Genomic DNA, 11,516 nt, shown 5'->3' with positions numbered 1-11,516 from the left:
TTTACTTAATTAGGCGGTAAATGGCGTCTGCGTAGATAGCAGTCGATTTTAATAATTTATCAATATTAATATATTCATTAGGTTGATGCATAACGTTTTCGTCACCAGGGAACATTGCACCATAGGCAATTCCGTGTTTTAGGATACGACCATAAGTTCCACCACCAACAGTGAATGGTTCTGTATCATCGCCGGTGTGATCACGATAAGCGCCAACTAAAGCTTGAACCAAAGGATCATCAGCATCGACGAAATGTGGTAGTTGATTGTGTCCTTCGATAACAGCTGTGACATTTTCTGGTAGATGATTGTTGATCTTTTCAGTTAAAGTATCACCAGTGTCACCCTTTGGATAACGGATGTTTAACAAGATATTAGCTTTGTTTTCATCGTATTCATAAATATTAGGTGAAAGTGTCAAATCACCCATAACAGCGTCGGTATTATTAATGCCAAGATGTTTGCCGGCGAAGTCTAAGTGTAAATCATTAGCAATGAATGAGAAATAAAGCTTTTCACTGTCATTTAAGTCTAATGTTACTAAGAATGATGCTAAATAAGTGGCAGCATTGATACCATTGAATGGTTCCATGGCATGGGCACCTTTACCAATAATCTTGATTTCAGCAATATCATCTTTGACTTCTAGACTGCCCTTGATTTCTTTGTTAGCAACTAGGAAGTCGTTAAATTTAGCTTTCAAATCATCAGCACTGATAACGTTGAGATCGATTTGGCAGTCAGCATTTTGTGGGACCATGTTAGGTCTAATGCCGGCTTCGAACTTCTTAACTAAACCAATTGTTGGTGTAGGGAAGTTAACTCTAAATGATACGATTCCTTTTTCACCATTGATAGCAGGAAATTCTGCATCTGGAGAAAAACCAGTTTCAGGCATGGTTTCTTTTTCCATGTAGTGATTGATGCCGACCCATTCACTCTCTTCATCAGTTCCCAGAATCAACTGCACACTCTTGGATGTAGGCAAGTCCAATTCCTTGATGATTTTCATAGCATAATAAGCAGCAAGTCCAGGACCTTTATCGTCACTGGCACCACGAGCATAAAAGTTACCGTCTTTAATTACGGGTTCAAAAGGATTAGTTTCCCAACCTGGTCCTTGGGGAACGACGTCCACGTGTGACAAAATAGCAATCGCATCATCGTTGTCACCTAATTCAATTCTTCCAGCTAAGTTATCAACATTCTTAGTTTTGAAACCATCACGATCTGCAAAATGTAAAAATGTTTGAAGAGCTTTGGCTGGTCCAGGACCTAGTGGAAAATCGCTAGTCTTGTGTTCTGTATCTCTAGAACTATCAATACTTACTAATTCAGAAAGATCGTTGATCAATTCATCTGAACGATGTGCAACCTCTTTCTCCCAATCTATCGACATATTTTCTATGACCTCCACATGAAGTTTTTTTTATTTTACCAAAGGTTGAGCTTAAAGGCTAATCGACCTATATTTCATTTATGGAATCGCTGTCAAAATTTTCCGAGAAATTAATAAATGAATTATTAAAATCCCTGATTAAATCAGCATTTTGGACTGATTGGTCGTTTGTTGGTAAAGCAAAAGAAATATTTTCTAGTAAATCAATATTTTTAAGTCGTTGACCTTTAGGCAAGCTTTCGTAGCTTTCCTCTGAATTGTTACCTAGATAATTGTTAGGGTTCAATTGAATCAAAACATTTTTAGCATTGATCCAACCACCTTTTAATTTCAACCAAGTTTGCGAACCGACTTTTTGAATGGTTAAAATTCTTTGTGGCTTGTTAGCTTCCAAACGATTGCTGATGACATCAGTATTTGGTTCTTGATAAAGCAAGTTATTCGGCTGTTGATTACGATAAATAGCTTTGGCACCAAAGTATTGTCGTAAATCACTGAGTGAATATTCAGAATTAAATCCTGTCGCGTTAGCAAATTGATTTTCACCAACTTGAACGTATTTTTCACCGTTTACCTTGACGATGTTAGTAATGTGATAACCATCGAGTGGGTTAACATGTTTTTTAGTTTTGATCAAGCGGTAAGGATTCTCGTAAATTGGTTCTGGTTTTGTTGACATGTAATAAACGTTTTGATTAAGTGCTTCTGATTTAGACTTATCCTTCAATTCACGATATTCATTACCAGTTCCAGGATAATTAGTAACCACACCGTCGATTGGCATGTTGATTAAAGTATTCCACTTTTGCGGACTCTCGTTCATTTCATCCCAAGCGTAAATTGTTTTGCCCATGAAGTGCATCGTATTAATAATTTCTGGGGTAATGATCTTTGAAGAAAGGTTGACGCCACTGACATAGCTTAACACTTCAAAATTGACTCGCTTAATAGTTCCGGCAATGAAAATTCTAGGGATGTTAGGCATTAATTGAGCTTCGTTTTGTAAACTCTTAGTAGAGAAAGAATGAAACATGACACGATCTTGCATACCATATTGATCAATGACTTGTTTTAGTAATTCTTCCATATTCTGGGGATTGCCTTTTTTAGTCTTCTTAGTTTCAATCAGAAATTTGGCTTTAGGATTATTTTTATAATGCTCAAAGACTTGATTCAAACTGTGGATTGGTTCACCATTTTTTTGTGTTAGCTGTGATAATTCGGAGAAATTATGTTGAGAAACGATGGCTGAAGTTCCTGTGACTCTTTCTAGATCACGGTCATGCGAAATAACCAAGACATTGTCTTTGGAAACGTGAATATCTAGTTCGACATAATCGGCACCTTCATCAAAAGCTTTGTTAATACTTTCAAAGGTTTCTTCCGGAGCATTGATTGGATCGCCACGATGACCGATGACAGTAAAACCACTAGCAAAAAAGAAAATCAATAAAGCTAGTGATACTTTAAAAATTTGGAAACTTTTTGAAATCATAATTAACTCCCTAATTTTTTAGATATTATATACTAGAGTAAGTAGTGAAATGTGAGGTATTTATTAATGAATAACGAAAAACAAACATTAGATATGATTGAGCAAATTACTCGTAATGACGGAACTAAGTATTACGAACTTGCTAATATCGTAATGAACGGTCGAGCTGAAAAAGCTGCTGAATTAGGATTGATCAAAGAAGTTAGAATTCTAAAACTTAATATCCCACATTCTTCAGCTGTTAGCGTTTACGAAGATTACGTTAATCAAAATTATACAGTTCCACCAATGGAATTAACAGAATGGGTTGAATATAAAAAACCAAAGGGGAAAGTGCTAGACGCTTTTAATGAAATCTTGAAAGCTAATCACATTACCACAGAGGACAGTGCTGAATAATGAATTATTTTATAGCAGATACGCATTTTTATCATTATCAATTGTTGCAGCCAAATAACTTTGCACCACGTCATTTTGGCAATGTTGATGAAATGAATCAAGCGATGATCGATGCTTGGAATAGTCGCGTAGATGAAAATGATCGAGTTTATCATCTAGGTGACATTTCGATGCGCCCTCAAAATACGCCAACCGATGAAGAAACGTATGATATGTTGCGTCAATTGAATGGACATATGACTTTAATCAAGGGTAACCATGATTATCGCTCCCTGTTCAAATTCTTAGATAAGCACAATGAAACTTTGTCTGACGGCAAAAAAAGATTTGAATTTGAAGATGTTGGTGCTTTATTGAAATTTGATCATCATCAATTTTATTGTACTCACTATCCTTTGTTATTGGGAAAAGTTGAGAAAATCATCAATCTTCATGGTCACATTCATCACTATGCCGTGCCAATTCCTGAAAACATTAACGTTGGAGTCGATGCACCAGAACGTGACTACTTATCTGAGGATTTACCATGGGGTTCGCCTTTACGTGGTGAAGAAATTTTGGAAATGTATGATAAGAAGAAAAAGGACTTAGCTAGATTACAAAGAAAGTAGGATATTATGGAGAAAATTCAAATAGTTCATACGAATGATTTACATTCACACTTTGAGAACTTTCCAAGGGTCAAACGTTTCATTGAACAATCTAGAAAAAACAGCACTGCTGATGATTTTTATTTATTCGATATCGGGGATGCTATGGATCGAGCTCATCCTCTATCAGAAGCTACTAATGGTCAAAAAAACATCGAATGGATGAATCAATTGCATTATGATGCTGTAACGATTGGTAACAATGAAGGTCTAGGTAATAGCCATGAACACCTAGAACATTTATATGATCATGCTAATTTTCCAGTCGTGTTGAACAACGTCTTTGAAAAGAATCCATCACGCTTGGCAGATTTTGCTCAAGCTAGCAAAATTGTTGAGACTAAAAAGGGTACTAAAATCGGTATTATTGGTTTAACGGCACCTTATATTTTGACGTATCCTTTATTGAATTGGGACATTCGTCTAGTGCAAGAGATGTTGCCCAAATCTTTAGAATTAGTAAAAGACTGCGATGTCATAATTTTGCTATCACATTTAGGTGTTTCCATGGATAGATTAATTGCTAGCAAACGTTCAGAAATTGATGTTATCATTGGTGCTCATACGCATCATCTGTTCCCTAAAGGGGAAATGGATAATGGTGTTTTACTAGCTGCTGCTGGTAAGTATGGTCAAAATATTGGTACTATCAATCTGGAACTAAATGATGATAAGCAAGTTATTAAAAAATCTGCCTTTACTACTAAGACGGAAACTTTGCCGGAATTATCAGGAGATGAAGCTTGGATCAAGGACCAATTTGATTTGGGTGAAAAACTGCTTGACCAAAAGCAAATTGCTAATTTACCAGAATCCTTAAGCGCCGATTATAAAGCTCCTAATTCGATAATGAATGAAGCTTTGTCAGCTGTTCAGGAATTTGCAGATACTGATGTTGCCGTTTTGAGTTCAGGATTATTTTTGAAAGATTTACCAAAGGGTATCGTTACTCAAAAAAATCTTCATGACATTTTACCACATGCGATTCACGTAATGAAAACCACTATGACGGGCGATAATGTTTGGCGACTAGTCATGGAAATGGAAAAGAATCGTCTATACTTACGAACTCACGCACAAAAAGGCATGGGATTTCGTGGTAAGATATTTGGCGAACTAGTTTATCGAGGAATAACGATTGATAACAAACGCAATGTTTATATCAATGGACAAGAATTAGAGAAAAACAAAGAGTATACTTTAGCATTATTGGATCATTATTTATTTGTCCCTTACTTTCCATCAATTGAGATTGCAGGAAATAATGAAATCTTGTATCCTAAATTTTTGCGAAGTGTATTCGGTGACTATTTAAGTAAAAAATATCCGATTTGAGGTGATTATTTGCAGGATATTGAGGAAAAGAATGTTACAAAAGTAGCTGACGTAATTAAGTTGGCTGATAATTTAATTGCTATTAATAAAACACAGTACAAAATAGTTGAAGATCACGATAGTGGTTTTAATGAAGAAAGAATTGAAGAACGTTATAACAACGTTTTAGATAAATATGATTATATCGTCGGCGATTGGGGATACGATCAATTACGCTTTAAGGGTTTTTATGAAGATCAGCGTAAAGAAAGTACGCTCGATAATCGTATTTCACATTTAGAAGACTACCTATTAGAGTACTGTAATTTCGGTTGTGCTTATTTTGTTTTGGAGAAAGTCAAAAAAGCTCCACTCAAGAATAACCATCGTCGGACTAATCATCGTTTTAAGACGAGAACTAATAAGTTTGTCAAAAATAGCAGTAAAACTAAGCCACACAACAATCAACATAGAAGAAAGTCTACTCGACATAAAAAGACAACTGTCAGTGCCAAGAAGACTTTTAAAATTAGAAAAATAGGTGAAAAGAATAAATGAAGTATCAAACATATTTAATTGATTTAGATGGAACAATGTATCGTGGAAAGGAAAAAATTCCTGAAGCTCGTGTCTTCATCGATAACTTGAATCAAGCAGGTATTGATTATTACTTTTTGACGAACAACACGACAAAGACTCCACAACAAGTGGCCGATAATTTGGTCAACAACCATCAAATCAGAGCTACAGCAGAACAAGTTGTTACACCATCACTTGCTACGGCAGCATATATTCAAAATATGTTTGATGATGATATTACAAATCACAGTGCTTATGTTATTGGTGAATATGGACTAAAGAGCGCTGTATTTAATACTGGTATTAAATTAAATGAAGATAATCCTGACGTTGTAATTGTCGGATTAGATTATGATGTTACGTATCACAAGTTTGAAGTAGCTACTTTAGCTATTAAAAAGGGTGCTTTCTTTATCGGTACAAATGCCGATACTAATTTGCCTAATGAGAGAGGACTAGTACCTGGTGCTGGTTCAGTTATTTCATTGGTAGAGACTTCGACTCAACAAAAAGCTCATTATATTGGAAAACCAGAGCCCGATATGATTTTCTTTGCTGCTAAAGAGAAGGGCTTTGATCCTAAGACTTCTGTAATGGTCGGAGACAATTATAATACTGACATTAAGGCTGGAATCAGCGCTAAAGTTGATACTTTGTGGGTCAATACTGGTGTCAGTACACATGCTGATATCGACAAAGAGAAGATTAAACCAACTCACCAAGTAGAAAGTCTGGACCAGTGGGATGTCTAATACGCAAAAAGACTTGTTTTATACAATAGCTTTAGCCTTTTTTATTTTGACGGCGGCTATTACTATTACGATTTTTGCCAGTTATTTGTTGTTTGCTTTCGATATTAAGCATTATTACTTAGAGCAAGCAGTTAGCATGAAATATTCTACGATTATGAAAAACTATGCTCAGATGATGGACTATTTGATCAATCCTTTTAATTGGCATTTTCAATTGAGTGATTTCACTTCGTCAGCTTCAGGTAGACTGCATTTTGAAGATTGTAAGAAACTGTTCTTATTGAACTTCGGTGTATTTATCGGAAGTGGTTTGATTGTAGCTAAATTTAGAAAAATTCGGGCCCGATTTAATAAGATGTTTTTATGGATAGGTATTGTCGGCATTGTTGTGGCAATATTGATGTTATTGAATTTTGATGAGTTCTTTGTGATTTTTCATGAAGTTTTATTCAGAAACAGCGATTGGTTGTTTGATCCGGATAAAGATCCAGTCATCAATATTTTGCCAGAAGAGTTTTTTACGCAGTGTTTCATTTTGTTCTTCATTTTATTTGAAGGACTGAATTTTTGGAAAGCTAACAAAAAAGCGTTTAGGAATTAATCCTGAACGCTTTTTTTACGTTTATTTTTAAGAGCAGTAATTAAAACTGGAACAAGTGATACTAAGACGATTCCAATAATAATCAATGAAAAATGTTCTTGGACTGCAGGGATGTTACCAAAGAGATGACCTGCAAGAGAACAAATAGTTACCCATAGGAAAGCACCAATGAAATTGAATTTCAAGAATGTACCGTAATGCATGGTTCCACTACCGGCAACGAAAGGAACGAAAGTTCTTATCAAAGGAATGAAACGACCAATGGCAATAGTTTTGCCACCATGCTTTTCAAAGAAGATGTGAGCATCGTGTAAATGCTCCTTATTGATTAACTTACTGAGGTATTTATTCCTCGTCGCGTATTCTCCAAAATGTTCACCGATTTCGTAGTTCATCGAATCTCCCAAAACGGCTGCTGCTAGGAATAGTATGAACAACACCCATGAGATCAATCCATATTTAGGATTAGCGGCTAACGCCATAGCTGCGAAGATTAAAGAATCACCAGGTAGGAATGGCAAAATGACCACACCAGTTTCGATAAAGATGATTACAAACAAAATTAAATATGTCCAAAGACCGAAATTATTCACGATATTAACTAAATGACTATCAATATGTAGAATGAAATCGATCAGACCAGTCACGTAACTCAACAAATCAACTCCAAAAATTCAAATTAAACTACATTATAACAGCTTAACTTAAAATAAATTTAAATACAGGCTAAATTAAAGATTATTTTTCAAAAATCGAAGTACTGTGTTCAAAGTAGTCTTTATCAGGGTAGATATTTCTCAATGCCTTAGTAACAGCGATAGGACCCTCAGCAAAGGCCGTAGCAATCAATTGTAATTTACCAGGATAGGTCACGACGTCCCCAATAGCGAAGACATTAGGTAGGTTAGTTTCCATTTCTTGAGAAACCTTAATAAAGGGACCATTTAACTCCAAGTTCCAATCACGTAAAACCTTTGAATCGGATACGAAGCCATAGTTAACTAGCAATTTATCAGCAGTAATTGTCTTTACATCGTCAGATTTGATCATCTTTAAGGTAACGTCAATTTTAGATTTGTCAGTTTTGTTGAAATCAACGTTTTTAATGATATAAGGATTGAGTTGTTCGACAGATGATTGATTCAGTTTGTTGACACTAGATTCCATAGCCCGATACTTGTTTCTTCTATGAATGAGGGATGTATGATTAGTGATTTTATCTAAGTCGATCGACCAATCAACAGCTGAGTCACCACCACCGGCTACTAAAACATCTTTACCTTTGAAGTCTTCTAAACTATTAACAAAGTAGTCGAGATTGTTTTCCTCTAGAGTCTTGTCGTAATCAAAGGTTAACTTTCTAGGCTTAAAGGCACCATTACCGATAGCAATGATAATTGCCTTACTATAGATAGTTTCTTTATTAGTAGTTAGTTCCCAGATGTCATCTTTTCTATTAATAGAAGAAACTGAAGTTTCTAAGTATTGATCACAGTTAAGAATTTGCAATTGATCGAGTAATTGCTGAGTTAACTCACTCCCGGATACTTTAGGTAAAGCCGCAATATCGTAGATATGTTTTTGCGAGTAAAGTGTTTCTGGTTGTCCACCTAGTTTAGGCAGGCTTTCTATTAAGGCAACGTCGAGATTTCTTAGACGTCCAAAGTAGGCTGCAAACATACCAGCAGGACCACCACCGATAATAGAAATGTCATAAATTTTCTTATTCATATCATAGTCACCATTTTCTGTTATATAATCTATAGATATATTGTCACACATTTATATTAGAAAAAAGGAGGAAATTAAGTGAAAATAGGAGATAAAATCACAGGAACAATTTCTGGTGTTCAGTCATACGGTGTTTTCGTTAAGATTGATGATGAGCACCAAGGCTTGATTCATATATCTGAGTTAAAGCATGGTTTCGTTTCGGATTTGAATAATCAGTACAAAGTAGGAGATCAGGTCGATGTAATTGTAATGGGAATCGATGAATATAATCAAAAGGTAAGTTTATCAATCCGTGCTTTACATCCTCAAAAGATAGGCAGACCGATTTTGCATAAGCATTTTTGGACTAATTATCGTGATCATATAGGTTATAAGACGATTGCAACTCACAAAGAAGCCTGGATTAACGGTGCAATGAAGCTAATTTCAGAAAAAAAGCAAAAAAATTCAACTTTTTTGTAAAAAGGGGTTGCGCACCTCTATTCTAATTGGTAATATATATCTTGTTGTTGCGACAGAGCAACGGCGTCAACGGATTCAAGCCTTACAGCTTATCCAAGACGTCAAAAATTATTTTAAAAAAGTGCTTGACTTGCTCTTGCATCTTCGATAAGATAATTAAGTTGTCTGTTAGACATCACCTAACAAATTATCATTTGCTTGATGATTTGTTAGAAAAATTATTTTAAAAAGTTCTTGACATTAACTTGTAAGCTTGATAAAATAATTAAGTCGCTGATGAGCGTAAGCGCTTAATCAGCTGGTAGACCTTTGAAAACTGAACAAAGTTTTAACACTAAATTGTGTAGGCCAACATTTATTTGTTGGATTTACAACGAAGTCAATTCGCTAGTATAATTTTTTATGAGTCACAAACTTTTAATATGAGAGTTTGATCCTGGCTCAGGACGAACGCTGGCGGCATGCCTAATACATGCAAGTCGAACGAACCATCCTGAAGATTGAAGCTTGCTTCATGATTCAGATTTTGGTGAGTGGCGGACGGGTGAGTAACACGTGGGTAACCTGCCCAAAAGTGGGGGATAACATTTGGAAACAAGTGCTAATACCGCATAACAACTACTTTCACATGATCGTAGCTTGAAAGATGGCTCTGCTATCGCTTTTGGATGGACCCGCGGCGTATTAGCTAGTTGGTGAGGTAATGGCTCACCAAGGCAATGATACGTAGCCGACCTGAGAGGGTAATCGGCCACATTGGGACTGAGACACGGCCCAAACTCCTACGGGAGGCAGCAGTAGGGAATCTTCCACAATGGGCGAAAGCCTGATGGAGCAATGCCGCGTGAGTGAAGAAGGTTTTCGGATCGTAAAACTCTGTTGTTGAAGAAGAACATGCGTGAGAGTAACTGTTCACGTACTGACGGTATTCAACCAGAAAGCCACGGCTAACTACGTGCCAGCAGCCGCGGTAATACGTAGGTGGCAAGCGTTGTCCGGATTTATTGGGCGTAAAGAGAATGTAGGCGGTTTATTAAGTTTGAAGTGAAAGCCCTCGGCTCAACCGAGGAAGTGCTTCGAAAACTGGTAAACTTGAGTGCAGAAGAGGAAAGTGGAACTCCATGTGTAGCGGTGGAATGCGTAGATATATGGAAGAACACCAGTGGCGAAGGCGGCTTTCTGGTCTGTAACTGACGCTGAGATTCGAAAGCATGGGTAGCAAACAGGATTAGATACCCTGGTAGTCCATGCCGTAAACGATGAGTGCTAAGTGTTGGAGGGTTTCCGCCCTTCAGTGCTGCAGCTAACGCATTAAGCACTCCGCCTGGGGAGTACGACCGCAAGGTTGAAACTCAAAGGAATTGACGGGGGCCCGCACAAGCGGTGGAGCATGTGGTTTAATTCGAAGCAACGCGAAGAACCTTACCAGGTCTTGACATACCATGAAAAGCTAAGAGATTAGTCTTTCCCTTCGGGGACATGGATACAGGTGGTGCATGGTTGTCGTCAGCTCGTGTCGTGAGATGTTGGGTTAAGTCCCGCAACGAGCGCAACCCTTATTATCAGTTGCCAGCATTCAGTTGGGCACTCTGGTGAGACTGCCGGTGACAAACCGGAGGAAGGTGGGGACGACGTCAAATCATCATGCCCCTTATGACCTGGGCTACACACGTGCTACAATGGTCGGTACAACGTGTTGCGAACTCGCGAGGGCAAGCAAATCACTTAAAACCGATCTCAGTTCGGATTGCAGGCTGCAACTCGCCTGCATGAAGCTGGAATCGCTAGTAATCGCGGATCAGCATGCCGCGGTGAATACGTTCCCGGGCCTTGTACACACCGCCCGTCACACCATGAGAGTTTGTAACACCCAAAGTCGGTGGGGTAACCCTTCGGGGAACTAGCCGCCTAAGGTGGGACAAATGATTAGGGTGAAGTCGTAACAAGGTAGCCGTAGGAGAACCTGCGGCTGGATCACCTCCTTTCTAAGGATATGATGCTTAGCATCAACGGAAATACACAACGTTAAAACTTTGTTTAGTTTTGAGGGGTCTACTCTCAAACTCGTACCTTGAAAACTGGATATTAAGAATTAATGATTTAAAGAAACACCGAAAACTGCGCGATAAAA

At 37.4% G+C, this 11,516-nt stretch carries 11 protein-coding genes and 1 rRNA gene; 8 read left to right on the top strand and 4 right to left on the bottom strand.

Features of this window, described 5'->3' with window-relative positions:
- Position 1: 1 nt before the first annotated feature.
- Complete coding sequence (gene pepV / locus G6534_RS07455) at positions 2-1,399, bottom strand: dipeptidase PepV (RefSeq protein ID WP_059074206.1); 1,398 nt, start codon at positions 1,397-1,399, stop codon at positions 2-4.
- Positions 1,400-1,466: 67 nt separating this feature from the next.
- Positions 1,467-2,894, bottom strand: a complete 1,428-nt coding sequence (locus G6534_RS07450) for a glycerophosphodiester phosphodiesterase (protein WP_182082556.1) — start codon at positions 2,892-2,894, stop codon at positions 1,467-1,469.
- Between the two features lie 66 nt (positions 2,895-2,960).
- Between G6534_RS07450 and G6534_RS07445 the strand changes: the two genes are divergently transcribed.
- From G6534_RS07445 to G6534_RS07420, 6 genes are read left to right on the top strand one after another with little or no spacing between them, the layout of a single operon-like run.
- The gene (locus G6534_RS07445; protein WP_057812399.1) at positions 2,961-3,293 is read left to right on the top strand and encodes a hypothetical protein; all 333 of its coding nucleotides are present in this window, start codon (positions 2,961-2,963) and stop codon (positions 3,291-3,293) included.
- Positions 3,293-3,904: a metallophosphoesterase gene (locus tag G6534_RS07440; protein WP_059074205.1), complete on the top strand. Its 612-nt coding sequence runs from the start codon at positions 3,293-3,295 to the stop codon at positions 3,902-3,904. The genes G6534_RS07445 and G6534_RS07440 overlap by 1 nt, the downstream gene beginning before the upstream one ends.
- A gap of 6 nt (positions 3,905-3,910) precedes the next feature.
- A complete protein-coding gene (locus tag G6534_RS07435) occupies positions 3,911-5,278 on the top strand; it encodes a bifunctional metallophosphatase/5'-nucleotidase (protein ID WP_059074204.1) in 1,368 nt (455 codons plus the stop codon).
- A 9-nt stretch (positions 5,279-5,287) separates the two neighbouring features.
- The gene (locus G6534_RS07430; RefSeq protein WP_059074203.1) at positions 5,288-5,815 is read left to right on the top strand and encodes a YutD family protein; all 528 of its coding nucleotides are present in this window, start codon (positions 5,288-5,290) and stop codon (positions 5,813-5,815) included.
- Entirely contained in the window at positions 5,812-6,588 is a 777-nt protein-coding gene (locus tag G6534_RS07425) for a TIGR01457 family HAD-type hydrolase (protein WP_059074202.1), read from the top strand. Before G6534_RS07430 ends, G6534_RS07425 begins: the two co-directional genes overlap by 4 nt.
- A complete protein-coding gene (locus tag G6534_RS07420; protein ID WP_182082555.1) occupies positions 6,581-7,189 on the top strand; it encodes a TIGR01906 family membrane protein in 609 nt (202 codons plus the stop codon). Before G6534_RS07425 ends, G6534_RS07420 begins: the two co-directional genes overlap by 8 nt.
- Here the strand turns inward: G6534_RS07420 and G6534_RS07415 are convergent.
- Both G6534_RS07415 and G6534_RS07410 read right to left on the bottom strand, forming a co-directional pair.
- The gene (locus G6534_RS07415) at positions 7,186-7,836 is read right to left on the bottom strand and encodes a VTT domain-containing protein (protein WP_059074250.1); all 651 of its coding nucleotides are present in this window, start codon (positions 7,834-7,836) and stop codon (positions 7,186-7,188) included. The two genes, G6534_RS07420 and G6534_RS07415, sit on opposite strands and share 4 nt — an antisense overlap.
- A 91-nt stretch (positions 7,837-7,927) precedes the next feature.
- Positions 7,928-8,920, bottom strand: a complete 993-nt coding sequence (locus G6534_RS07410) for an NAD(P)/FAD-dependent oxidoreductase (protein WP_059074201.1) — start codon at positions 8,918-8,920, stop codon at positions 7,928-7,930.
- A 78-nt stretch (positions 8,921-8,998) separates the two neighbouring features.
- Between G6534_RS07410 and G6534_RS07405 the strand changes: the two genes are divergently transcribed.
- Positions 8,999-9,385 (top strand): CvfD/Ygs/GSP13 family RNA-binding post-transcriptional regulator, encoded by a 387-nt coding sequence (locus G6534_RS07405; protein ID WP_182082554.1) that lies wholly within the window; start codon positions 8,999-9,001, stop codon positions 9,383-9,385.
- Positions 9,386-9,803: 418 nt separating this feature from the next.
- A 16S ribosomal RNA gene (locus tag G6534_RS07400) occupies positions 9,804-11,370 on the top strand.
- Positions 11,371-11,516: the final 146 nt, after the last annotated feature.

Origin of the sequence: Companilactobacillus pabuli (assembly GCF_014058425.1) — a bacterium.
GTDB lineage: Bacteria > Bacillota > Bacilli > Lactobacillales > Lactobacillaceae > Companilactobacillus > Companilactobacillus pabuli.
This window is presented reverse-complemented; position numbering and strand designations above follow the sequence as displayed.

Coding starts and splice junctions, on each gene's coding strand:
- G6534_RS07435 (WP_059074204.1), top strand. CDS start 3,911: ATGGAGAAAATTCAAATAGTTCATACGAATGATTTACATTCACACTTT.
- G6534_RS07440 (WP_059074205.1), top strand. CDS start 3,293: ATGAATTATTTTATAGCAGATACGCATTTTTATCATTATCAATTGTTG.
- G6534_RS07445 (WP_057812399.1), top strand. CDS start 2,961: ATGAATAACGAAAAACAAACATTAGATATGATTGAGCAAATTACTCGT.
- G6534_RS07420 (WP_182082555.1), top strand. CDS start 6,581: ATGTCTAATACGCAAAAAGACTTGTTTTATACAATAGCTTTAGCCTTT.
- G6534_RS07410 (WP_059074201.1), bottom strand. CDS start 8,920: ATGAATAAGAAAATTTATGACATTTCTATTATCGGTGGTGGTCCTGCT.
- pepV (WP_059074206.1), bottom strand. CDS start 1,399: ATGTCGATAGATTGGGAGAAAGAGGTTGCACATCGTTCAGATGAATTG.
- G6534_RS07425 (WP_059074202.1), top strand. CDS start 5,812: ATGAAGTATCAAACATATTTAATTGATTTAGATGGAACAATGTATCGT.
- G6534_RS07450 (WP_182082556.1), bottom strand. CDS start 2,894: ATGATTTCAAAAAGTTTCCAAATTTTTAAAGTATCACTAGCTTTATTG.